Genomic DNA, 22,639 nt, shown 5'->3' on the forward strand with positions numbered 1-22,639 from the left:
GCATTATAAAATGCCCATTCATCGGGGGATGATGAAAGACAGTTGGCTCCCACAGGTCTTCATTCACTCGGCCAATTACGCGCTCGGCGTCATAGCACACGACTATTGGACACACGCGCCGCTCTGCCCGATGATTCGCAGCGTTTTACAACACCCATCAGGAGCACCTGCCATGAGCAAGCCAAAGCGGCCGAACAAGGCCAAATCCATCATCGCCCAGCCCTTGTTCCGCAGTCGTCATGAACAACCGGCCAAAGGCAAAGGCAGCTACCGCCGCGAAGCCTTCCAGTCTAAAAGCTGGGAGGCTTCCTGCTTTATGGCAGCCTGATATCGAGCAACATTTCCGGGGCGCTTTCAACCGCTTAGCCGTGTTATGGTCTGCACCTAACGGTAATACCCTTGGACTCAAGCATGCCTTCTCGTTTTACCCATCGCCCGCAGCTGCGCCAACTCATCGCTGCCTCCAGTCTTGTTGCCCTGGTAGCCTGCGCAGAAAAACCCACTGCAGCCGATGCCACGCCTCTTCAATCCAGCAAGGTGCAGACAAACGCTCCTGCCGTAGCGCCTACGCCAGCACTGGTCGTTGATGACAACCTCACGATTCAGCCCGCCGTCAGCTTCAGCGAATGGCAGGCCGGCTTTCGTGCCCAGGCGTTGAAGGCAGGCATTCGCGCGGACGTATTCGATCTGGCATTTGCCGGTGTCACCCCCGACATGAGCGTAGTCAAGGCCGACCGCAGTCAGCCTGAATTCAGCCGCCCGGTTTGGGAATACCTTGACGGTGCCATCTCTGCCGCACGCGTACGCAAGGGTCAGGCGCTGCTGTCGCAGTATGCCGACGACCTGCAGAAGATCGAGCAGCAGTACGGCGTCGATCGTCAGACGCTGGTCGCGGTGTGGGGCATGGAAAGTAATTTCGGGTCGTTACAGGGTACGCAATCCGTCATTCGCTCACTCGCCACACTGGCCTATGAAGGTCGCCGTCCCGGCTTTGCACAGAGCCAGTTGCTCGCCGCGCTGGAAATCATCCAGCATGGCGACATCACCCCGGACAAAATGCTCGGTTCGTGGGCGGGTGCGATGGGCCAGACGCAGTTCATCCCGACTACCTACAACACCCATGCCGTGGATTTTGACGGCGATGGCCGCCGTGATATCTGGAACACCCCGGCCGATGCCCTGGCCTCCACAGCACACTACCTGCAAAGCTCCGGCTGGCAGCGTGGTCAGCCCTGGGGCTTTGAAGTGGTGCTCGGCTCGGGGTTCGATTACTCGCTGGCCGACTCGACGACCCGCAAGAGTCTCGCTGAATGGCAGCAACTGGGTCTGAAACAACCGGACGGCTCAGCCATTCCGGTCGCCGCCAGCCAGCAGCAAGCCGCCTTGCTGTTGCCAGCCGGTTATCGCGGGCCGGCCTTTCTGGTGCTGGACAACTTCCGCGCCATCCTCAAGTACAACAACTCGACCTCCTACGCACTGGCGATCAGCCTGCTCTCCGATCGATTCAAAGGCGCGGGCTATGTCATGGGCAGCTGGCCACGCGGAGACCTGCCGCTGAGCCGCTCAGAGCGCATTGAGCTGCAAACCCTGCTCTCGGCACGCCAGTACGACGCAGGCGCGCCAGACGGCATTATCGGCGCCAATACACGCAAGGCCATCCGCAGTGCGCAGCAATCGCTCGGCTGGCCAGCCGATGGTTACCCGACGCATGAATTGCTGGAGAACCTGCGCAAGCCTGTCGGGCAGTAATCGGGAGGACGCAGAGCGTCCAGAACGGCATGCCAACGCGGAGCATTGGCACGATAGCGTTCTTACGGACGCCTATCGTTCCTCACGCTCCAGCGTGGGAATGCATTTCCGGACGCTCCGCGTCCAATCTCGACTTACGATGCGGCGAAGAGTGTGACGCAAAGCGTCCAGAACGGCATGCCAACGCGGAGCGTTGGCACGATAGTCCGCAGATAATCGGCACGATCATCAGCCACAAAAAGAAGGGCCAGGTATCGCTACCTGGCCCTTCCTGTTTTTGCGGCGTGTTGTCAGAGCATCGCCTTGGCGATCTTGGCCTGCTCGTCGGCGTGGTACGAAGAGCGTACCAGCGGCCCTGAAGCGACGTTCTTGAAGCCCATCTTGTAGCCTTCTTCGGCGAACCAGGCAAAGGTGTCCGGGTGGACAAAGCGCTGCACGGGCAAGTGATTGCGTGAAGGCTGCAGGTATTGACCCAGGGTCAGCATGTCGATGTCGTGTTCGCGCATGCGCTGCATGACTTCGATGACTTCTTCGTCGGTCTCGCCCAGCCCCAGCATCAAACCGGATTTGGTCGGTACGTGCGGGACCATCTGCTTGAAGCGCTGCAGCAGGGTCAGCGACCACTGGTAGTCCGACCCCGGACGCGCAGCCTTGTACAGACGCGGTACGGTTTCCAGGTTGTGGTTGAACACATCCGGCGGCTCGGCGGCGGTGATTTCCAGCGCCACGTCCATCCGGCCACGGTAATCCGGTACCAGCGTTTCGAGCTGCACGCCCGGCGACAGCAGGCGGATTTCGCGAATGCAGTCGGCGAAGTGCTGAGCACCGCCATCACGCAGGTCGTCGCGGTCCACCGAGGTGATCACCACGTACTTCAGGCGCAGGTCGGCAATCGCGATGGCGAGGCTCTTCGGTTCGTTGACGTCGAGCGGCTTCGGACGACCATGGCCCACGTCACAGAACGGGCAGCGACGGGTGCAGATGTCGCCCATGATCATGAACGTTGCAGTGCCACCGGAGAAGCATTCGCCCAGGTTGGGGCAGGACGCCTCTTCACAGACGCTGTGCAGCTTGTGCTTGCGCAGCAATTGCTTGATACGGTCGACTTCCGGAGAAACCGGGATGCGCACGCGAATCCAGTCGGGCTTCTTCGGCAGGTCTACCGTCGGGATGATCTTGACCGGGATGCGCGCAACCTTTTCCGCTCCGCGCAGCTTGACGCCCGCTTCGACTTTCGGACGGGCCACTCGCTCGGAAACATCCAGCGTCGGGATCAGGGTTTGCACGGTGTCAGTCATAATGGTTTATTCCGCCCGTAAGGGTCGCCTGCTCAGCGTAGTCGAGGTGTTTGACGAGCTGCGCACGCAGTCGGGCACTTACCTCGGAAAATTCTATCTGCCCTGCCTGATCGCTCAGTTGGGTCATGGCCAGCCCGGCGTATCCGCACGGGTTGATGCGGCGGAACGGCTCAAGGTCCATGTCGACGTTCAACGCCAGACCATGAAACGAGCAGCCGTTGCGAATGCGCAGACCGAGCGACGCTATCTTCGCGCCGTCGACGTATACGCCAGGGGCATCAGCCTTGGCTGCTGCCTTGACGCCGTAGTCGGCGAGCAAGGCGATGAGGGTGTTCTCGATCCGGGTGACCAGATCGCGAACGCCGAAACCAAGGCGCCTGACGTCCAGCATCAGATAAGCCACCAGTTGGCCCGGACCATGATAAGTCACTTGGCCGCCACGATCGACCTGTACGACAGGAATATTACCCGGCAGCAGCAAATGCTCGGCCTTGCCGGACTGTCCCTGAGTGAAAACCGGCGGATGCTGAACCAGCCAGACCTCATCGGCAGCCTCGCGGCCACGCTCGTCGGTAAAGCGCTTCATGGCGTGCCAGGCGGTTTCGTAATCGATCAGGCCCAGATCACGAAAACCCAGCGTACCCGCCATCAGAGCACCATGTGCACGAAACCCGTAGCGCGCAAGGCACTATTGATATCGCGCAACTGGTCTTCGCCGGTAGCGACAATGTGCAGTTGCACAGTGGTGTATTTGCCGTTGCTGCTCTGACGCTCGGCGAGCGTCTTGAGGTCGACCGTGGCATGCTTTTCAAGCACTTCCATCACGGCCGCCGTAAAGCCCACACTGGTGTCACCGATCACCTTGATCGGGTAGTCATTGCAGGGAAATTCTATTTTGTGCGACTTGATGTCGGTATCAGTCATGGCAGTAAAGGTCTCACAAGCCGTGACGACGGACACGCGGCCCGCTCAGATCATGAGCAGGCCGCGAGAAGGTCGGCATTGGTTACTGGATCAGTTGAACAAGCCGTAGAAGAACAGGCGGATGCTATCCCACACGCGGCGGAAAATACCACCTTCCTCAACCCCATCGAGCGCAATCAGATTGGCGGTGTGAACCACCTGATCGTCTTTCTTGACCTCGACCTTGCCGATCACGTCGCCCTTGGCGATTGGCGCAACCAGTTGCGGGTTCATGGTCATGCTGGCAGACAGCTTCTTCATGTCGCCTTTTGGCATGGTCATGCTCAGATCTTCAGCCAGACCGGCCTTGACCTGACGCTCGGTGCCTTTCCAGACCGTGGCCTGGGCCAGCTCGGTGCCCTTCTGATAGAAGTTCTGGGTTTCGAAGAAACGGAAGCCATAGGTCAGCAGCTTCTGGGTTTCAGCCGCACGGGCCTGTTCGCTGTTGGTGCCGAACACTACGGCGATCAGACGCATGCCGTCACGTACTGCCGAGGACACCATGCAGTAGCCGGCTTCATCGGTGTGACCGGTTTTCAGACCGTCAACGGTCTTGTCTCGCCACAGCAGCAGGTTACGGTTAGGCTGTTTGATGCCGTTCCAGAAGAACTCCTTCTGCGAGTAGATCGCATAGTGGGCCGGGTCCTCGTGAATGATCGCGCGTGCCAGGATCGCCATGTCGTGAGCCGACGAGTAGTGCTCAGGGTTCGGCAGACCGGTCGGGTTCATGAAGTGGCTGTTGGTCATGCCCAGGTCGCCGGCAGTCTTGTTCATCATGTCGGCGAAGGCGTCTTCGCTGCCGGCGATGTGCTCGGAAATCGCGACACTGGCGTCGTTACCCGACTGGATGATGATGCCGTGCAACAGGTCGCTGACCGTGACCTGGCTGCCGACCTTGATGAACATCCGCGAACCGCCCGTGCGCCAGGCGTTTTCACTGATCGTCACCGGATCGTTTTCGCCGATCTGGCCGCGACGGATTTCCAGGGTCGCGATGTAGGCGGTCATCAGCTTGGTCAGGCTGGCAGGAGCCAGACGCTGATCACCATTGTTCTCGACCAGGACGTTGCCACTGGTGGCATCCATCAGCACGTAGGCCTTGGCCGCCAGTTGCGGTGCAGCAGGCGTCATCTGCTCTGCCGCCCACACAGTCGGGGTGATAATCAGTGGAACAAGCAGGCACAAACGTTTTGCAAAGGTGGTGATGTTCATCCGTCTCTCGAGAATCCTAATGGGCAAACATGCCCTTGCGGGCAAAACTGAACAGACCGGCGAAGCGAAAACGCTTCGGTACGGCTCGTGGCGCCAGGCTGTAACCCTGGCTGACAAAGTCGCCTGTTCGACACACGACCTTGTGGGCAGTTACCTGCAACGCTTGCCCTGAAAGCAAATCTGCGCCGCGTGCGACTGCATATCGTCCCCCATTATTGCCGGGGAACGATTGTCGAAGAACTTACTGATCCGATGTCACTACGCTCGGCTGACCCAGATTGGCCGACCTGACGCTGTTTTGCAGCTGCTGGGCTTCACCCTGCGTGTCGATCGGTCCCATCCGCACTCGATAGAGTGTTTGCTGATTGCGCGCTATCGAGCTGACGAACACCGGCGCTCGAACCATCCCGCTCAATTTCGACCTCAGGAGTTCCGCAGCGTCCGGGTTGGCGAAGGCTCCCACCTGGAGAAACAGCCCAGCGGCTTGTCCTGAAGCGTTTTTTTTTGCGTCAACCTGCATCGGCACGACGGGTGTAGCGTGCTGCTGAGGCGGCGGTGTGTACTGCTCGACGGTGCCGGTCGAAGTGGACAGCGCAGGCGGCGTCGCCTGGGCAACGACCTGCGGCTGATTGAGCAACAGCGGCGCCGGACGACCCCGTTGCGCCCACCATTCCTGCGGGTCGATACCCTCGACCTTGACCCGAGCCGTGCCGCTTTCGGCATAGCCGAGCTTTTTGGCGGCCGCGTAGGACAGGTCGATGATGCGGTCGGAATAGAACGGCCCGCGATCGTTGACGCGCAGGATCACCGTGCGATTGTTGTCCAGATTGGTCACTTTGACGTAGCTGGGCAGCGGCAGGGTCTTGTGCGCGGCGCTCATGCCGTACAGGTCATACACTTCGCCGTTGGCAGTGTTCTGGCCATGAAACTTGGTGCCATACCAGGAGGCGGTGCCCGAAGCGACGTAACGCTTGGCATCGCTCATCGGGAAGTAGGTCTTGCCCAGCACGGTGTACGGGTTGGCCTTGTAGGCCCCGGTGTGCAGGGTCGGCGTTGCGTCAGGGATACGCGAGACATCCACATCCCACCACGGCGCGCCGTCCTTGTGGGCTCGGTTGATGTCCAGGCCCGGCATCGAGCGCACGACTGCACCGCCTTTTGGCGGCTGCGACGACGTTGTGCGTGACGGCGACGAGCAACTGGCAACCAGCACTGCCAGGCCGGTCAGCGCCAGAAGCTTGAATGATTGAAGAATCGGCGATGCCCGCATTACTTGACGCCTCGAGCTTGAACCAACGATTCAGACAGCTGATATACGGCCATGGCGTACATCACACTGCGGTTATAACGGGTGATTGCATAAAAATTGTTCAAACCCAGCCAGTATTCAGGACCATTGTCGCCTTCCAGACGAAATGCCGTCACCGGCATATCGTCGCGCAGCGCATCATGACTCGCCCAGCCCAGCTGTCGCAACTCCCCGACCGACATTACCGGATCAAGCGCAGGACTCAAGCCCTCGTCAACCCGGTCGCCGCGGGCCGTGGCGCGACTGACCACCGGCTGACCGGCCACCCAGCCATGGCGTTTGAAATAGCTGGCGACACTGCCGATGGCATCGTCCGGGTCGGTCCAGATATTGATGTGACCGTCACCGTCGAAATCCACCGCGTAGGCGCGGAAACTGCTCGGCATGAACTGCGGCAGCCCCATCGCCCCGGCGTACGACCCCTTGAGGGTCAGGGGATCGACCTGTTGCTCGCGCGCCAGCAGCAGAAACTCGCGCAGTTCCTTGCGGAAGAACTGGGCGCGCGGCGGGTAATCGAAGCCAAGCGTCGACAGGGCATCGATCACCCGGTAATTACCGGTATTGCGGCCGAAGAAGGTTTCTACACCAATGATCGACACGATGATCTGCGCCGGCACGCCATATTCCTGCTCGGCACGCGCCAAGGCGGCCTCATGCTGACGCCAGAAGTCGACACCGCGAGCGATGCGCGTATCGGTGATGAACATCGGCCGATACTCTTTCCACTGCTTGACCCGTTCGGCCGGGCGGGAAATGGCATCGAGAATGGCCTGCTTGCGCTCGACCTCGCGGAACAGGCTCATCAACTGCTCACCGGCAAAGCCATGATCGCGGGTCAGCTCACCGACGAATTCCGCCACCTGGGGCGACCCATCATAGTCGCCCGCCAGCGCCTCTTGCACCGAGCCAAGGATGCCCACCAGACCGACCACCGGAGCATATCGAGCCCAGTTACGCATTGCTTGCATTGAATAGTTCACCTTAATCAAACTTGAGCGATCCATTTACGATGTGTATGGATCGACATCAAAACCCCAAACGCTGACAGTAGGGTCACGAGCGAAGTTCCGCCGTAGCTAATGAAGGGCAACGGCACCCCCACCACTGGCAGCAGGCCACTGACCATACCGATGTTGACGAAAACGTAAACAAAAAACGTCATGGTCAACGCGCCGGCCAGCAGTTTGCCGAATAATGTCTGCGCCTGCGCAGTGATCACAAGCCCGCGGCCGATCAGCAGCATATAGATGATCAGCAGCGCACAGATGCCTACCAGGCCGAACTCTTCACCCAATACTGCAATGATGAAGTCGGTATGGCTTTCCGGCAGAAAGTCGAGGTGCGACTGGGTACCGAGCAACCAGCCTTTGCCGAACACGCCGCCCGAACCGATCGCAGCCTTTGACTGAATGATGTTCCAGCCGGTCCCCAGCGGATCGCTTTCGGGGTCCAGAAAGGTCAGTACGCGCTGCTTCTGGTAGTCGTGCATGAAGAAGAACCACATGGCCACCGCGGCCGGTATGGCCGCCGCCAGTACACTGATAATCCAGCGCCAGCGCAAACCGGCCATGAACAGCACGAAGGCACCCGACGCCAGAATCAGCAGTGACGTTCCCAGGTCGGGCTGGCGCACGATCAGAATGAACGGCACACCAATCAGGGCGAGACTGACCGCCACATGCTTCAAATGCGGCGGCAGCGTGCGCTTGGACAGGTACCAGGCGATGGTCGCCGGCATGATGATCTTGAGAAACTCCGAAGGCTGGAAGCGGATCACCCCGGGAATGTTGATCCAGCGCGTCGCGCCCATGGCGTTGTGGCCCATGACATCCACCACCACCAGCAGCAGCACGCCGATGACATACAGCACCGGCACCCAGCGCGCCATGAAGCGCGGCTCCAGCTGGGCGATCACCACCATTGCCACCAGACCGATGCCGAACGAACTGGCCTGTTTGATCAGCAGGTCCCAGTTCTTGCCGCTGGCCGAATACAGCACGAACAGGCTGCCCGCCGCCAGCGTCAGCAGCAGGATCAGCAATGGGCCATCGATATGAATGCGCTGCAGAAACGTGGCGCGGCGACGCATCACGTCTTCACTGGACAGGATGCGGTCGAAATTACTCTTCACGGGCCGCAGCCTCCAGATTCAGGGAACCGGCGTACTCGGGTTTGAGATGGCCGTTTTCGTCGAGCAGCCAGGCGTCCAGGACCTGACGCACGACGGGTGCAGCAACGCCGGAACCGGACTCGCCATTCTCGACCATCACTGCAACAACGATTTTCGGGTTATCAGCCGGGGCGAAGCCGACGAACAAGGCGTGGTCGCGGTGGCGTTCCTGAACCTTGGTGCGGTCGTATTTCTCGCCCTGCTTGATGGCCACCACCTGGGCAGTACCGCTCTTGCCGGCAATCCGGTACTGCGCACCAATGGCGGCCTTGCGCGCCGTACCGCGTGCGCCGTGCATCACTTCCTGCATGCCATGGTTGACGCGTCCCCAGTTGGCCGGGTCGCGCAGCACGATGTCCGGCATCGGATTTTCATCCACAGGCGCCTTGCCTTCGATGGTTCTGGCCAGATGCGGCCGATTCCATACACCCTTGTTGGCCACCAGCGCGGTCGCCTGGGCCAGTTGCAAAGGCGTCGCCTGCATGTAGCCCTGACCGATGCCGAGGATCAGGGTTTCGCCGGGGAACCAGGCTTGCCGGCGCGTGGCGCGCTTCCACTCACGGGACGGCATCAGGCCGGGAGATTCTTCGAACATGTCCAGCGAGACCTTCTGCCCGATACCGAACTTGTTCATATAGGTAGCGAGTCGATCAATGCCCACCTTGTGTGCCAGATCGTAGAAGTACGTGTCATTTGAACGCATGATCGCCGTATCCAGATCGACCCAGCCATCGCCGGTGCGGTTCCAGTTGCGGTACTTGTGATCGTAATTGGGCAGTTGGTAATAGCCCGGATCGAATACCCGCGAGCCAGGCGTCACCGCACCGGTATCCAGCCCGGCAATCGCCACCGCAGGCTTGATGGTCGAGCCCGGCGGGTACAGCCCTCGCAGGATGCGGTTGAACAGCGGCCGGTCGATGGAATCGCGCAGCTCGGCATAGGCCTTGAAGCTGATGCCGGTGACAAACAGATTCGGATCGAAGCTCGGCGCACTGACCATCGCCAGCACTTCCCCGGTGGCCGGGTCCAGCGCGACGACCGCACCACGACGACCGCCCAGTGCCGCTTCGGCGGCTTCCTGAAGCTTGATGTCCAGGCTCAGGACGATGTCCTTGCCGGGGATCGGGTCGGTGCGCTTGAGCACACGCAATACGCGACCACGGGCGTTGGTCTCGACCTCTTCGTAGCCGACCTGACCATGCAGCTCGGGCTCGTAAAAGCGCTCGATGCCGGTCTTGCCGATATGGTGCGTGCCGCTGTAATTGATCGGGTCGAGGCTCTTGAGCTCTTTCTCGTTGATGCGCCCCATGTAGCCGACCGAGTGGGCAAAGTGCGGCCCTTGCGGGTAATGCCTGACCAGTTGCGCAACCACTTCGACGCCCGGCAGGCGGAACTGGTTGACGGCGATCAGGGCGATCTGTTCCTCGCTCAGCTCGAACAGGATGGGCACCGGCTCGAATGGCCGACGCCCCTGCTTCATGCGCTTTTCGAAGATGATGCGGTCGTCGGGGGTGAGCTGCAGGATCTCGACAATGGTGTCGAGCACGCTGGACCACTCGCCGGCGCGCTCACGGGTCATGCTGAGACTGAAACTGGGCCGGTTATCGGCGACCACAACGCCGTTACGGTCGTAGATCAACCCGCGGCTGGGCGGAATCGGCTGAACGTGAACGCGGTTATTTTCCGAAAGCGTGGAGTGATACTCGTACTGGATGACCTGCAGGTAATACAACCGGGCAATCAGCACGCACACCAGCAACACCACCGCCACAGCACCGAACACGACCCTGCCGCGCACCAGGCGTGCGTCCTTTTCGTGGTCTTTGAGGCGGATCGGTTGAGACATTTAGGCCGTATTCACAGTAAAGACGATGCTACTTGTGATAAGGGTGCCCGGACAGGACCGTCCAGGCGCGATACATCTGCTCGCCGATCAGGATGCGCACCAGCGGGTGCGGCAGGGTCAGCGGCGACAGAGACCAGCGTTGTTCACTGCGGGCACAGACTTCAGGCGCCAGCCCCTCGGGGCCGCCGACCATCAGATTGACCGTGCGCGCATCGAGACGCCAGCGATCGAGCTCGACCGCCAACTGTTCGGTGCTCCACGGTTTGCCATGCACTTCCAGCGTGACAATCCGCTCGCCCGGCTGCACTTTCGCCAGCATCGCCTCGCCTTCCTGACGGATAAAGCGCGCGACGTCGGCGTTTTTGCCTCGGGTATTGAGCGGGATTTCCACCAGTTCAAGCGCAAGCTCGGAGGGCATCCGCTTGGCATATTCGTGCCAACCTTCTTCCACCCACTTGGGCATGCGCGAACCCACAGCGATCAGACGCAGACGCACATCAAGACCTTATTCGTTGCCCGGTGTGTGGTGCGCAGCGCTGGCAGCACGGCTTTGTTCAGCACCCTGCCACAAGCGCTCGAGGTCATAGAACTGGCGTGCCGCAGCGGTCATCACATGGACGATCACATCACCCAGGTCCAGCAGGACCCAGTCGCTGTCGCCCTTGCCTTCTTCGCTCAGGGACTTCAGGCCGGCAGCCTTGACCTTGTCACGGACGTTATCGACCAGTGCGTTCAACTGACGGTTGGACGTACCGGTGCAGATCAGCATGTAGTCAGCGATGCTGGTCTTGTCGCGCACGTCGATGGTCAGGATGTCGGCACCCTTGACCTCTTCGAGGGCTGCAATCGCAACATTGATGACTTCTTCACTGCTCATTTTTTGCTTGGTCATATAAAACTCATTCAGCTCGTATGTGTGGGACCGTCCAGACGCTTGTCGATCAAAGCAGTTTCAGGACGACCCATCAGTGTTCGGCGCGCGGTAAAGTCCGCGTGCATCGATATAGGCCAGTACCGCGTCTGGCACCAGAAAACGTACCGACTTACCGCTGGCCAGCAGTTGACGGATCTGGGTGGCAGATACCGATAAAGGCGTCTGCCAGACGAATGTAATCTGTCCACCCGGCCCTTTCAGGGCCTTGGGATCGCTGACTGCGCGGGCCGCCAGCAGATTGCGCATGGCATCCGGCGACTCGCTGTCCGCGTCCGGGCGTTGCAGCACCACGATATGGCAGTGCTCCAGCAGTTCTTCCCATCTGTGCCAGGTCGGCAGCCCGCAAAAGGCATCCCAACCCAGCAACAGGAACAACTGGTCGCGAGGCGCCAGTTCGGCGCGCATCGATTCCAGTGTGTCGAGGGTGTACGACGGTTTGTCACGTTTCAGTTCACGGTCATCCACCGTCAGGGGCGACACACCCGCGACGGCGCTCTGAACCATCGCCAGACGATCCTCGGCGGTGACGCTCGGCATGTCACGATGCGGAGGCCTGGCGCTGGGCGTCAGGCGCAACTCATCGAGTTCCAGCAGTTCGGCCACTTCGAGCGCACCGCGCAAATGACCGATATGAACCGGGTCGAACGTGCCCCCAAGCATGCCGATACGTCTGGGCAGCGCGGTCATGGGGCTATTCAAGTCAGGCTTGTCCGCGCAATTGGCCGTCACCGATCACGATGTACTTCTCGCAGGTCAGCCCTTCAAGACCGACAGGACCGCGGGCGTGCAGCTTATCAGTAGAAATGCCGATCTCGGCACCCAGGCCGTATTCGAACCCGTCAGCGAAGCAGGTCGGCGCGTTGACCATGACCGAACTGGAATCGACCTCGGCCATGAACCGGCGCACCTGACTCTGGTGGTCCGAAACGATGGCATCGCTGTGATGCGAGCCGTAATGGTTGATGTGCTCGATGGCTTCATCCAGCCCGGACACGACGCGAATAGACAGAATCGCGTCCAGGTACTCGGTGTGCCAGTCGTCCTCGGTGGCCGGGATCACGTCGATCAGCTCACGGGTACGCTCGCAACCGCGCAACTCGACACCCTTCTCGCGAAACTGTGCGGCCATCGACGGCAAAAAGTCGGCGGCAATGGTCTGATCGACCAGCAGGGTTTCCATCGCGCCGCAGATCCCGTAACGGTAGGTCTTGGCGTTGAAGGCGATCTTCTGCGCCTTGGCCAGATCGGCGTGGGCACTGACATACACATGGCAGATGCCGTCCAGATGCTTGATGACCGGCACGCGCGCGTCGCGACTGACGCGCTCGATCAGGCCCTTGCCGCCACGCGGAACGATGACGTCCACGTACTCGGGCATGCTGATCAGCGCGCCAACCGCTGCACGGTCGGTGGTTTCAACCACCTGTACAACAGCAGCCGGCAGCCCGGCCTCGGCCAGACCGCGTTCGATGCAGGCCGCGATGGCGCGATTGGAATGAATGGCTTCGGAACCACCGCGCAGGATGGTTGCGTTTCCGGACTTCAGACACAGACTGGCCGCATCGATGGTCACGTTCGGACGTGACTCGTAGATGATTCCGACAACCCCCAGCGGCACGCGCATCTTGCCGACCTGAATACCCGACGGCCGATAGCTCATGTCGCGGATCGCACCGACCGGGTCTGCCAGCGCTGCAACCTGACGCAACCCGACGATCATGCCGTCGATACGTGCGGGGGTCAGGGCCAGACGCTCGAGCATGGCCGGCTCAAGCCCGTTCGCCTGACCATTGGCCAGGTCCAGCGCATTGGCGGCAGACAGCTCGGCGCGGGCTTCGTCCAGAGCGGCGGCAGTGGCCTGCAGGGCGCGGTTCTTCTGCGCAGTGCTGGCACGACCGATCACTCGCGAAGCTTCGCGGGCGGCGCGACCCAGGCGGGTCATGTAGTCAAGAACGGACTCAGTCATTGGTCTCAGAGGTCTTGGCAAAGAGGAAAGCGGCTGATTATAGCTGTCGTGCCGCCCGAACGACAGCGCAGACAGGCGGATGGTCGATATCAGTGCGCAGATTTTTCGTCACCGTGGCAGGCGTTGCCAGCGGCCATGCACAGGCCGGCACCTCGCATGGGCTTAACGGCCTGTCATCATTCGGTCACGTTCAGAAACAACAAAGCGCCTAATCCGGACACATTCAGCTGCAATTAAACTTGCGCTTGTTATTATCGGGCTCTTTCTCAATGTACCCGTCCAATTATGCCCACAGCCCTCCCCGACCACTTCTTTCATCGCGATGCCCAGGTGCTGGCGCGCGACCTGCTGGGCAAAGTCATTCGCCACAAGTCAGGCGACCTGTGGCTGGCCGCGCGGATCATCGAAACCGAAGCGTACTACTGCGCCGAAAAGGGCAGCCATGCCTCGCTGGGCTACACCGAGAAACGCAAGGCGCTGTTTCTCGACGGCGGCCACATCTATATGTACTACGCGCGTGGCGGCGATTCGTTGAATTTCAGCGCCGAGGGGCCGGGCAATGCCGTGCTGATCAAATCGGCATTTCCCTGGACCGACGCGACCAGCGACGAAAACGCGCTGGCGCAGATGCAACTGAACAACCCCGACGCCAGCGGCGCGATGCGCCCTGCGCAACGGCTTTGCGCTGGCCAGACGCTGCTGTGCAAGGCGCTCGGCCTGAAGGTCCCGGCGTGGGACGCCAAGCGCTTCGACCCGCAGAGATTGCTCGTCGAGGACGTCGGCCAGACACCCGAACGCATTATCCAGACCACCCGACTGGGTATCCCTGCCGGGCGCGATGAGCACCTGATGTACCGCTTCGTGGATGCCGGGTACGCCCGTTTCTGCACACGGAACCCTCTCAGACGCGGTCAGGTCGAAGGCCGCGACTACTTATTTCTCGATCAAGGAAACTGACCGATGGGCGATCTGCTCAATGGAATGACTGGCTGGCTGACCGCAAACCCTTCCTGGGTGGCTGTCGCGATCTTTTTGGTGGCCTTCATTGAATGCGTCGCGATCGTCGGGATCGTCGTGCCGGGCACGGTCATCATGTTTGCCATCGCCGCCCTGGCAGGCAGCGGGATACTGCCGTTGAGTGAAGTGCTGTTGCTGGGTTTTCTCGGCGGGCTGCTGGGTGACGCGGTGTCGTACTTCGTAGGCCGGCGCTTTCATCAGAATATCCGTCAATTGCCCGGCTTGCGCACGCACCCGGAGTGGATGGAAGGTGCGGAAAAATACTTCCACCGTTACGGCATTGCCAGTTTGCTGGTAGGACGCTTCATCGGTCCGTTGCGCCCGATGCTGCCGATGATCGCCGGGATGTGCGACATGCCGCTGCCGCGCTTCGTGGCAGTCAGCGTGCTGGCGGCGGCAGGCTGGTCGATTGCCTACCTGATGCCGGGCTGGGCGGCAGGTGCAGCGATTCGCCTGCCACTGCCGGAGGGCTTCTGGCCCGAGGCGGCCGTGGTCGGCGGCGGCCTGGCCGTCCTGTTCGGGCTGAGCATCCAGAGCAGTATTCGCCAGAAACGCTACGCAACCCGACTGATTTCCGCGCTCAGCCTGACGCTGGTCGCGGCGCTGTTCTTCGGCTTCCCCCTGTTGGCCGACTTCGACAACGGCCTGATGACGCTCATCCAGGAACACCGCAGCGAAGCCACGCAGCACATTGTGGTCTTCGTCACCAGCATCGGCGATTTCAGGGCGCAGTTGCTGGCCGCCAGTCTGCTGATCATCGTGCTGGCGGTTGCCAGGCAATGGCGCCACGCAGCCTTTGCCCTGACCGCCACACTGGGCACCGCGATCGCCAACGGCATCCTGAAAACGTTTTTCGCCCGCGCTCGCCCGGAGGTGCTGTTAGAACCGCTGACCACGTACAGCATGCCCAGCGGTCACAGCTCGGCAGCCTTTGCGCTGTTCATGACCCTGGCAGTGCTGGCCGGACGCGGCCAACCCGTGCGGCTGCGCCTGACCTGGATGCTGGTCGCCGGTATTCCGGCTCTGGCAATCGCGCTGTCGAGGGTTTACCTGGGCGTTCACTGGCCTACCGATATTCTCGCCGGCATGCTTCTGGCGTTCTGTGTCTGCGCCGCCAGCCTGGCGCTCATTCAACGCAAGGACCCTTTGCCGGCCATGTCGGTGCGCGTCTGGTGGCTCGTCGTGCCAGCCATGACCGCGTTGCTGGGTATCTTTGCCGTTCGCGCCCTGTCGCACGGGGTGCTGCGTTACCAGTATTGATCGGCAGAACTGATCGCACCCGCGCGCAACGGGTGCGACACTTCTCAAATCTGGCACCTTGCCAGTGCTCTTTCGAGGCGTTGACTACACTCTCCAGCGACAAATGAGTGTGCGATGGCGTGATCGAAGGAGTGTTGATGTCTGCACTGGATGGTTATACGGCGCTGCCTTCCCGGCAGCGCGGCGCAATCGGCCTGATGGCGGCGCTGACCATGGGCCTGGCGCTGCTGTGCACGCTGACCGTTATCGACAGCGGCAGGCTGTACCTGGAAAAGCGCTCGTTGCAACGGGTTGCGGACATTGCCGCCCTGGAAGCGGCAGGCCGTAGAGGGACGTGCAGCGGCACGGCGGCCTCGGCGCCCGATTTCGCCAGTCAGAGCGCTACACGCAACGGTTTCACCCCGAATACCGATGGCCGCACCCTGGTGACTCGCTGCGGAACACTTGCGGTGGACGTCGCGGGACCTCGCGTATTTGTCGCCGACTCGACGCAAGCGCTGGCTATTCAGGTGGTTGCGGCGCATCCGGTGCCGCGCAGCATTGCAGCCGGCATTGGCGCCCTGTTCGAAAAAACGCCCTCCCCACCGAATGTGACGATCAGCGCCACCGCCGTGGCCGCCAGCGCCTCGCCGCTGGCGGCACTGACCATCCGCAGTGCGGCAGTCACTGTGGACAGCACCGGCGCCGCCCTCCTCAACCCGGTGGTCGGCAGCCTGCTGGGCGGTACGCTGAACCTGAGTGTTGCCAACTGGCAAGGCATCGCAGACACCAACCTGAGCCTGCTGAGCTACCTGAACAGGCTGAAAACCGACCTCAGCCTTACGGCGATTGGCTACAACGATGTACTCAACACCTCGGTCTCGGTCAGTCAGTTGCTGCAGAGCGCAATCAACGTCATCAGCCCCAACGCGACGCTGGGCGGTGCCGCCGCCATTCAGGGCCTCCAAGCCTTGAAGCTGGCGGCTGGAACGACCACCGTGCTGCTGGGTGATCTGCTCTCAGTGCAGAGCGGCACGGACCTCGCCGCGCTGAACACCAATCTGCGCCTGATGGATCTGGTCCAGGGCCTCGCGCAACTGGCCAACGAAAAGACCGGCGTTCTGACCGCCACCCAGATCAATGTCGCCGGGCTGGCGCAGGTCACCACACGCATTCAGGTGATCGAGCCGCCTCAGCTGTCGGCGATCGGCGACCCGAGCAAAATCGACCCGCTCAACCCGCGAGACGGTGCCAACCGGATTTACGTACGCACGGCACAGATGCGCGCGCTGGTGTCGATCAACCTGCCGGTGCTCGGCACAATCACTTCGCTGGCCAATACCGCAGGTTCGGTGATCGGCAGCCTCACGCCGATCCTCAACAGCGCATTGGGCCTGAACCTCGCCGGGCTGGGGACCTCGGCCTCCTGCGCGCTGGGACTGAGCAGTTGCATGGTGACCGACTTCAAGTTTCTGACCGACAGCTCATCAAGCGCAGGCCCGAGAATCGACATGAGCCTGTCAATGGCCAGCGCCGACAGCTACGTCACCGGTTTTACCTGTACCAGCAACGCCAGCAAAACCCTCAACGTCAAGACCGACGCAGCGCTGCTCAGCGCCAGGATCGGCTCGATCGACAGCTCGTCGGCCTTCCCCGCCAGCACTGATCCGGCGGCCATCACCGCCCTGCCGGTGCCGGTCATCGATATCGGCACCATGACCTGTCAGAAAATCGCCGGGCTGCTGGGTAACTGCACCGCCCGCAAGCCTTTCGGGGGTGGCGGTATCGGCCTTACCTTCGACAACGTCAGCCAGTCGGCACTGGGCAGCTCGACGGTGACCAGCACGACGTTCAGCTCGCCCAACCTGCCGGAGATCAACAGTGCCCCGTTTTACCTGACACGCGTTGCACACACCAAACCGAGCACCTTGCTCAACGGCACGGCTTCAAGCGTGAAAGTGAATGTGTATAAACCGGCGACCAGCAATGTGCTGGGCAACGTCATCACCGGTGCGGCCACCACACTGAACAGCCTGACCCTGGCGCTGGATGCGATTGTCGACGACACCCTGACACGCTTGCTGACGTCGGTCGTCGACCCGTTGTTCGAATCACTGGGTGTGAGCATGGGGGCTACCGATGTCGGCACCAACCTGAGCTGCAACCTGGGTCAGGCGACGCTGGTGATTTAGCTGCCGGGCTGATCGGCGTTGAATATCGGCAGCTCGATCTGGAAGCGAGCGCCCTCGCCGATGTTGGCGACGCTGAGCTGGCCGCCCATCTGGTCGACGATGCCGTAACTGACGGACAAGCCCAGCCCGGTGCCGACACCTACCGGTTTAGTGGTGAAAAACGGCTCGAAAATGCGCTCCAGCAACCGCGGATCAATGCCTCCACCGTTGTCCTGAACCGCCAGGCGGATGATATTTTCATCGCGCTCGGCCTCGACACTGATCCACGGCTCGAAATCCCGGTCCTTTTCCCGGCGCGACAACAAGGCATCCCGGGCGTTGACCATCAGGTTGATCAGCACCTGCTCAAGCTGATCGACATGACCACGAACCCGCACCGCGTCGATCATCCCGCCGACCCGCAGCTGCACGCCCTTGCCTTTCATGCCTTCAGCCAGCATCGAGATCGTGCCTTCGACCGCCTGGGCCGGATCGAACAGCTGCTCTTCTACTTCAGAGCGGCGACCGAATACCCGCATATGATCGACCACCCGGGCGGCGCGCTGCACCTGGGTGTCGATGCGATTGAGCTTTTCAGTGAGGTATTCGATGTCCACATCACCCCGACCCAGACGCTTGAGGACGTTGACCACGGCCATGCGCATGACGTTGAGCGGCTGATTGATCTCGTGGGCCAGACCGGTGGACATCTCGCCAAGCGTTGCCATCTTCGCGCTCTGATTCAACTGCATGCGCGAGCGGCGTACATCGGTGTTGTCACGGCCCACCGCCTGCACTTCGACCAGTTTGCCGTGTTCATCGAATACCCCCCGGTCGGCCCATATCCACCAGGCATACTCGCGTCCCGGCAGCTCGATACAGATTTCTTCGGTACTCACCGGCGCTTCCGGAGTCAGCTGGCCGATACGCTTGATGAATGCCTCGCGCTGCTCGTCCGACAGCCAGTCTCCCAGGTTGATCCCGGTCAGTTGCTCGGGTGTGCACTCCATATACCTGGCCAGCGGCCGGTTGCCGAAACTCAACACCAGGTCCGGCGTGTAGCGGCAGATCATGGCCGGCGAATCCTCGACCAGAATGCGGTAACGCTCCTCGCTACGCCGTATATGCTCGGCGGCCAGGGTGGCCTCGGTCACATCCAGCCACAGACCCACCGCCTCCACCGGCATGCCGAGGTCGTCACGCAGCAGTCGCGCCTCGTCCAGCAGCCAGTGGTATTGGCCGTTCCTGTTGCGCAACCTGAAACGGCGGCTGACGAATCCTTCGCGCAGCAGTTGGCGATTACGCTCGAACCAGATGTCGTGGTCGTCGGGATGGATGTACCCCGCCAGTTGCCCGTCGACGCAATCGGCCAGCGTCCAGCCCAGCAAAGGCGTGAGGCTGTCACTGAAAAAGGTGGGTTCCAGATTGCCGTGATCATAACGCTGCACGTAAATCACGGCGGGCGAACTGGCAATCAGGTTATCCAGCCGGGCATGGGCGGCGGCGGCCTCGGTTTCCTGATTCTTGATATCGCTGACGTCCAGCATGAAGCCCAATACCCGCTGCACCTGCCCCCTGTGCAACGCTTGCCCCTGAATACGAAACCAGAGGGTTTCCTGAGCGGGGTCGTTTTGTGCCAGACGTACACAGAGCAACAGCGGCGTGCCCTTGTCGCGCAACTGGGCGAGGCGACTGGACAGCTCCTGTCGATCGGCGGGATGAATCAGTGCCAGCCAGTCCTGACGCGACAGGCTCTCGACCCGGTCGCCCAGACGCAGACTGCGAGCCAGCTGCGGTGCCAGCAGAACCTCGTCACGATCCGGCAGCAATTCCCACCACCCGGTGCCCAGCAGGTCCTGAAGCACCGCCAGGCGTTCGACATGGTGACGGTTATGTTGCTCGGACATTCGAAAAAGCACCGGCCCGGCCAGCGCCGAGCACAGGTTGAGCCACTCGCGCTCGCCCAGGTCCGGCGCCTGCTGCTGCGCGTTATAAAAACCGAACATCAGCCAGGCCTTGGCAACGTTATCGCGGCTGTGGGGGATGAGAAAACCGTCAGCGTTGCCGAAAACACTTTGCAGCGCTCCCGCATCGACACTGCCGCCAAACCTCAACTGCTGCGTGGCATCGACGTTGAATCGATCCAGCGCAGTGCCCAGCCGCTGCCCGACCTGCCACAACTCGGGCGCCGTATGAGCGCTGTACTGACAATAAACACGCCAGCCGACACCGCCAACCTCCGGCAACACCAGCGCCACACAGGGAATGCGCCACAGCTGCGCGAGTTCCTCCAGTTGCTCGCTCACCACGGCAGTCAGGCGGTCGACATTGCACCCTCGCACACGCTCGGCCATCTGCCCGGCAAACCGCAGGCACTGCTGGCGGCTGCGCGCGGCACTGGCTTCCTCCATCAGGTCGCTGATATCCAGCAATTGCAAGAGCCAGCCCTTGCCATGCGCCTGCACCCAGCCTCGGGCGTGCAAGGTATGTGCATCGTCGCCCTTGAAGTCCAGGTCGAGCATGTGCCCCAGCCAGTCACGCGGCACACCTTCGATAACCAGTGCACTGTTGGGCAGCAGCAGACTCATCAATCGCTGGGCAGCCGGCAGTGGCGCAGCGATGTCCAGACGAGAGAGCAAGTGCGGGCTGATACTTTGTATACGGCCTTCGTCATCCAGCAGCAGATAAAGGTCCGCACCGATCGGACCGGGCTCGCTCGATATCGGCAAGGGCTGCGGCACCTGCGTTGCTTCACCACGGCCCAGCCAACGGCTCAAACGATTCTTTTCAAGGGACAAGTTGCAGACTCGCTTGTGCAGTCAGGTTGCTGGGCAAGCGCGGAACCTCGCCAATGCCTGGAAGAGTCAACAAGGGCAGTACCTGAGCCAGTCGGGTCTTGGGGTACTGGATGGTCACGGTCAAAATGCCTGCGCTATAGGTCACGCTGGTATGGTTGATATTGAATCCCAGCGCAGGGGGTATCCACGACAACTGGTTCATGACCACACTCTGAGCCTGACTCTTTAACAAATCGTTATAGCCGGTAACTGTTGGACTGAGGGCCACACTTCTGCGCACCGCTTCACTGGCGGCGGCATTGAATGACTGAACCATGAGCAACGGCAGGCTATAACTCACCATGCCGTAGAACACCGCAAAGAAAATAACGAACACCGCAGAGAATTCAATAGCGGCGGCCCCCTGTTGACGACGGGGCAAGGTGTGGTGCAGAACAGTTTTCATATCGACGTCTACCCTGACATGTAATGCATCAACACAGCATAGATCTTTCCCGATAACAGGATGTCTTCGGCGTGATGAAATTATTTTTCCTGCTGATCTGGTTTGCAATTTGCGCCGAACAGGATGCGCGTTGCAAGCAGATTTCCAACGGACTGACACTCGGCGCAGCAGCGCTGGCGATTATCTACCTGGCGTTGACCGGTATGACCTGGCTCGGCTCGCCTGCGCTGGAGGCCCTGCTGGCCGTGACCCTGGCATTGGCGCTGACATTGCCCGGTTACGCACTCGGCAAGTTGGGCGCCGCAGACGTCAAACTGATGACGGCGTTGGCGCTGGCCTCGAACAGTGCCTATCTGCTGTGTACGTTTATTGGCGCGGGTGTTGCCATGGCGACCTGGCTTATCGTCGGAAAGAGTGCCTGGCCGCTTGCACAGCAATGGGTTGCGCAACGCTATCGGTATATGAACCCTGCGGCGCCAGATAAACATCCTTTTTCACCTTTTTTATTCGCCGGTTTACTCCTGAGCACGGCACTGCTCCACTAGTCGAATAACAGCGCGGGAAATTTTAATGCTATGTACATAGTCAGAAAGTACGACTACGGTTAAGTCATGGCCATGACGTACTGTCACCAATACCCACACTGATCGAATAACGCCGAGTCATGTTTTGCTGAATGGATCGGGGCGCCGTCGGCGGCCCCCTAACAGCATGGAGTTGCCTGTGGATAACTACCCGCTCACGAAAGTTCTAGTGGTCGATGACCAGCCCCTTATCGTTGAAGAACTCTGCGAGTTTCTGGAGAGCAGCGGCTATGAGTGTGTGCGTTGCCATTCAAGCCTTGAGGCCATCGAGCATTTCAGCGCCGACAGCACCATCGGCATCGTACTCTGCGATCTGGAAATGCCCGGCATGAACGGCATCGAGATGGTCGAAGCGATGAAGATGGCTGGCGGCAAGACGCACCTGTTCGAGGCCATCATGCTGACCGGCCAGGCCGAGAAAAAAGACGTCATCAAGGCGCTTCGGGCCGGCATCGCCGATTATTATCAGAAGCCGGTCGATCTGGAAGAATTGCTCGAGGCTGTGCAGTTGCAAGTCCAGGCGCTGCACGAGCGGCAGAAAACCCGCCAGCAACTGGGCCTGCTCAACGAAAAGCTCCAGTTTCTGGCCGCCTCCATCGACGATCTTTATCAGAACCTGGACAGCGTCCAGAACAGGCCTCAAACCGAGCGCAAAATGCGTAACCGCCAAGAACGTGATGGGCAGCAACGTGACGGGCAAATGCCGGTGGCACTGGCCAAGTTGTCACCCCGCCAGCTGGATGTGGCGCGCCTGGTCAGCACCGGACTGACCAATTACCAGATCGCCTGCGAACTGGGCATTACTGAAAACACTGTAAAACTCTATGTGTCGCAAGTGCTGCGCCTGACTCACATGCATAACCGCACACAATTGGCATTGGCATTTTCACCGGGCAAATCGGCAGAGCGGCAAAGGCAGAGCGAAAGCCAGGGCTGAA

Annotated in this window: 21 protein-coding genes; 7 read left to right on the forward strand and 14 right to left on the reverse strand. The window is 60.8% G+C overall.

Features of this window, described 5'->3' with window-relative positions; all coding sequences use genetic code 11:
* Positions 1–172 precede the first annotated feature (172 nt).
* Complete coding sequence (gene arfA, locus QRN50_RS22870; protein ID WP_096126879.1) at positions 173–328, forward strand: alternative ribosome rescue factor ArfA; 156 nt, start codon at positions 173–175, stop codon at positions 326–328.
* A gap of 83 nt (positions 329–411) precedes the next feature.
* Positions 412–1,749 (forward strand): lytic murein transglycosylase, encoded by a 1,338-nt coding sequence (locus QRN50_RS22875; RefSeq protein ID WP_058822765.1) that lies wholly within the window; start codon positions 412–414, stop codon positions 1,747–1,749.
* Positions 1,750–2,039: 290 nt separating this feature from the next.
* Here QRN50_RS22875 and lipA read toward each other — a convergent pair whose 3' ends face one another.
* From lipA to QRN50_RS22935, 12 genes are all read right to left on the reverse strand, one after another.
* Positions 2,040–3,047 carry a lipoyl synthase gene (lipA, locus tag QRN50_RS22880; protein WP_002555327.1) on the reverse strand — a complete coding sequence of 336 codons (1,008 nt, stop codon included), beginning with the start codon at positions 3,045–3,047 and terminating at the stop codon, positions 2,040–2,042.
* Positions 3,040–3,696: a lipoyl(octanoyl) transferase LipB gene (lipB, locus tag QRN50_RS22885; RefSeq protein WP_024639415.1), complete on the reverse strand. Its 657-nt coding sequence runs from the start codon at positions 3,694–3,696 to the stop codon at positions 3,040–3,042. The genes lipA and lipB overlap by 8 nt, the downstream gene beginning before the upstream one ends.
* Entirely contained in the window at positions 3,696–3,971 is a 276-nt protein-coding gene (locus QRN50_RS22890; RefSeq protein WP_003340907.1) for a DUF493 domain-containing protein, read from the reverse strand. The genes lipB and QRN50_RS22890 overlap by 1 nt, the downstream gene beginning before the upstream one ends.
* A gap of 90 nt (positions 3,972–4,061) precedes the next feature.
* Positions 4,062–5,222 carry a D-alanyl-D-alanine carboxypeptidase family protein gene (locus QRN50_RS22895; protein WP_003399777.1) on the reverse strand — a complete coding sequence of 387 codons (1,161 nt, stop codon included), beginning with the start codon at positions 5,220–5,222 and terminating at the stop codon, positions 4,062–4,064.
* A 241-nt stretch (positions 5,223–5,463) separates the two neighbouring features.
* A complete protein-coding gene (locus QRN50_RS22900) occupies positions 5,464–6,492 on the reverse strand; it encodes a septal ring lytic transglycosylase RlpA family protein (protein WP_096126877.1) in 1,029 nt (342 codons plus the stop codon).
* Entirely contained in the window at positions 6,492–7,499 is a 1,008-nt protein-coding gene (gene mltB, locus QRN50_RS22905; protein WP_003399773.1) for a lytic murein transglycosylase B, read from the reverse strand. The genes QRN50_RS22900 and mltB overlap by 1 nt, the downstream gene beginning before the upstream one ends.
* Positions 7,500–7,516: 17 nt before the next feature.
* Positions 7,517–8,620 (reverse strand): rod shape-determining protein RodA, encoded by a 1,104-nt coding sequence (gene rodA, locus QRN50_RS22910; RefSeq protein ID WP_003399772.1) that lies wholly within the window; start codon positions 8,618–8,620, stop codon positions 7,517–7,519.
* Positions 8,621–8,651: 31 nt separating this feature from the next.
* On the reverse strand, positions 8,652–10,547 hold the full coding sequence (gene mrdA / locus QRN50_RS22915; protein WP_003399770.1) for a penicillin-binding protein 2: 1,896 nt from the start codon (positions 10,545–10,547) through the stop codon (positions 8,652–8,654).
* 28 nt (positions 10,548–10,575) lie between these two features.
* Positions 10,576–11,043 (reverse strand): 23S rRNA (pseudouridine(1915)-N(3))-methyltransferase RlmH, encoded by a 468-nt coding sequence (gene rlmH / locus QRN50_RS22920; protein ID WP_002555336.1) that lies wholly within the window; start codon positions 11,041–11,043, stop codon positions 10,576–10,578.
* 9 nt (positions 11,044–11,052) lie between these two features.
* A complete protein-coding gene (gene rsfS / locus QRN50_RS22925; RefSeq protein ID WP_002555337.1) occupies positions 11,053–11,439 on the reverse strand; it encodes a ribosome silencing factor in 387 nt (128 codons plus the stop codon).
* A 60-nt stretch (positions 11,440–11,499) separates the two neighbouring features.
* Entirely contained in the window at positions 11,500–12,159 is a 660-nt protein-coding gene (nadD, locus tag QRN50_RS22930) for a nicotinate-nucleotide adenylyltransferase (RefSeq protein WP_161420682.1), read from the reverse strand.
* Positions 12,160–12,181: 22 nt separating this feature from the next.
* Positions 12,182–13,447: a glutamate-5-semialdehyde dehydrogenase gene (locus QRN50_RS22935; RefSeq protein ID WP_024651248.1), complete on the reverse strand. Its 1,266-nt coding sequence runs from the start codon at positions 13,445–13,447 to the stop codon at positions 12,182–12,184.
* Between the two features lie 285 nt (positions 13,448–13,732).
* Between QRN50_RS22935 and QRN50_RS22940 the strand changes: the two genes are divergently transcribed.
* The 3 genes from QRN50_RS22940 (at position 13,733) to QRN50_RS22950 (ending at position 17,895) form a co-directional block, all read left to right on the forward strand.
* Positions 13,733–14,404, forward strand: coding sequence for a DNA-3-methyladenine glycosylase (locus QRN50_RS22940; protein ID WP_096126876.1), 672 nt, complete (start codon positions 13,733–13,735; stop codon positions 14,402–14,404).
* Between the two features lie 3 nt (positions 14,405–14,407).
* Positions 14,408–15,724, forward strand: coding sequence for a bifunctional DedA family/phosphatase PAP2 family protein (locus tag QRN50_RS22945; protein ID WP_011268990.1), 1,317 nt, complete (start codon positions 14,408–14,410; stop codon positions 15,722–15,724).
* Positions 15,725–15,861: 137 nt separating this feature from the next.
* Positions 15,862–17,895: a TadG family pilus assembly protein gene (locus QRN50_RS22950; protein WP_096126875.1), complete on the forward strand. Its 2,034-nt coding sequence runs from the start codon at positions 15,862–15,864 to the stop codon at positions 17,893–17,895.
* Here the strand turns inward: QRN50_RS22950 and QRN50_RS22955 are convergent.
* Both QRN50_RS22955 and QRN50_RS22960 read right to left on the reverse strand, forming a co-directional pair.
* Entirely contained in the window at positions 17,892–20,672 is a 2,781-nt protein-coding gene (locus QRN50_RS22955; protein ID WP_024660921.1) for a PAS domain-containing sensor histidine kinase, read from the reverse strand. The genes QRN50_RS22950 and QRN50_RS22955 overlap by 4 nt on opposite strands.
* Positions 20,662–21,117, reverse strand: coding sequence for a TadE/TadG family type IV pilus assembly protein (locus QRN50_RS22960; RefSeq protein WP_003399758.1), 456 nt, complete (start codon positions 21,115–21,117; stop codon positions 20,662–20,664). Before QRN50_RS22960 ends, QRN50_RS22955 begins: the two co-directional genes overlap by 11 nt.
* A gap of 74 nt (positions 21,118–21,191) precedes the next feature.
* Between QRN50_RS22960 and QRN50_RS22965 the strand changes: the two genes are divergently transcribed.
* A complete protein-coding gene (locus tag QRN50_RS22965) occupies positions 21,192–21,662 on the forward strand; it encodes an A24 family peptidase (RefSeq protein WP_011268994.1) in 471 nt (156 codons plus the stop codon).
* A gap of 166 nt (positions 21,663–21,828) precedes the next feature.
* Positions 21,829–22,638, forward strand: a complete 810-nt coding sequence (locus QRN50_RS22970) for a response regulator transcription factor (protein WP_161632406.1) — start codon at positions 21,829–21,831, stop codon at positions 22,636–22,638.
* Position 22,639 lies beyond the last annotated feature (1 nt).

Origin of the sequence: Pseudomonas sp. MEJ108, from assembly GCF_030208985.1 — a bacterium.
Classification (GTDB): domain Bacteria; phylum Pseudomonadota; class Gammaproteobacteria; order Pseudomonadales; family Pseudomonadaceae; genus Aquipseudomonas; species Aquipseudomonas fragariae.

Excerpts from the sequence above, each read along its gene's own strand:
- arfA (WP_096126879.1), top strand. The coding sequence starts at position 173 with ATGAGCAAGCCAAAGCGGCCGAACAAGGCCAAATCCATCATCGCCCAG.
- QRN50_RS22875 (WP_058822765.1), top strand. The coding sequence starts at position 412 with ATGCCTTCTCGTTTTACCCATCGCCCGCAGCTGCGCCAACTCATCGCT.
- lipA (WP_002555327.1), bottom strand. The coding sequence starts at position 3,047 with ATGACTGACACCGTGCAAACCCTGATCCCGACGCTGGATGTTTCCGAG.
- lipB (WP_024639415.1), bottom strand. The coding sequence starts at position 3,696 with ATGGCGGGTACGCTGGGTTTTCGTGATCTGGGCCTGATCGATTACGAA.
- QRN50_RS22890 (WP_003340907.1), bottom strand. The coding sequence starts at position 3,971 with ATGACTGATACCGACATCAAGTCGCACAAAATAGAATTTCCCTGCAAT.
- QRN50_RS22895 (WP_003399777.1), bottom strand. The coding sequence starts at position 5,222 with ATGAACATCACCACCTTTGCAAAACGTTTGTGCCTGCTTGTTCCACTG.
- QRN50_RS22900 (WP_096126877.1), bottom strand. The coding sequence starts at position 6,492 with ATGCGGGCATCGCCGATTCTTCAATCATTCAAGCTTCTGGCGCTGACC.
- mltB (WP_003399773.1), bottom strand. The coding sequence starts at position 7,499 with ATGCAAGCAATGCGTAACTGGGCTCGATATGCTCCGGTGGTCGGTCTG.
- rodA (WP_003399772.1), bottom strand. The coding sequence starts at position 8,620 with ATGCGTCGCCGCGCCACGTTTCTGCAGCGCATTCATATCGATGGCCCA.
- mrdA (WP_003399770.1), bottom strand. The coding sequence starts at position 10,547 with ATGTCTCAACCGATCCGCCTCAAAGACCACGAAAAGGACGCACGCCTG.
- rsfS (WP_002555337.1), bottom strand. The coding sequence starts at position 11,439 with ATGACCAAGCAAAAAATGAGCAGTGAAGAAGTCATCAATGTTGCGATT.
- QRN50_RS22935 (WP_024651248.1), bottom strand. The coding sequence starts at position 13,447 with ATGACTGAGTCCGTTCTTGACTACATGACCCGCCTGGGTCGCGCCGCC.
- QRN50_RS22940 (WP_096126876.1), top strand. The coding sequence starts at position 13,733 with ATGCCCACAGCCCTCCCCGACCACTTCTTTCATCGCGATGCCCAGGTG.
- QRN50_RS22945 (WP_011268990.1), top strand. The coding sequence starts at position 14,408 with ATGGGCGATCTGCTCAATGGAATGACTGGCTGGCTGACCGCAAACCCT.
- QRN50_RS22950 (WP_096126875.1), top strand. The coding sequence starts at position 15,862 with ATGTCTGCACTGGATGGTTATACGGCGCTGCCTTCCCGGCAGCGCGGC.
- QRN50_RS22960 (WP_003399758.1), bottom strand. The coding sequence starts at position 21,117 with ATGAAAACTGTTCTGCACCACACCTTGCCCCGTCGTCAACAGGGGGCC.
- QRN50_RS22965 (WP_011268994.1), top strand. The coding sequence starts at position 21,192 with ATGAAATTATTTTTCCTGCTGATCTGGTTTGCAATTTGCGCCGAACAG.
- QRN50_RS22970 (WP_161632406.1), top strand. The coding sequence starts at position 21,829 with ATGGAGTTGCCTGTGGATAACTACCCGCTCACGAAAGTTCTAGTGGTC.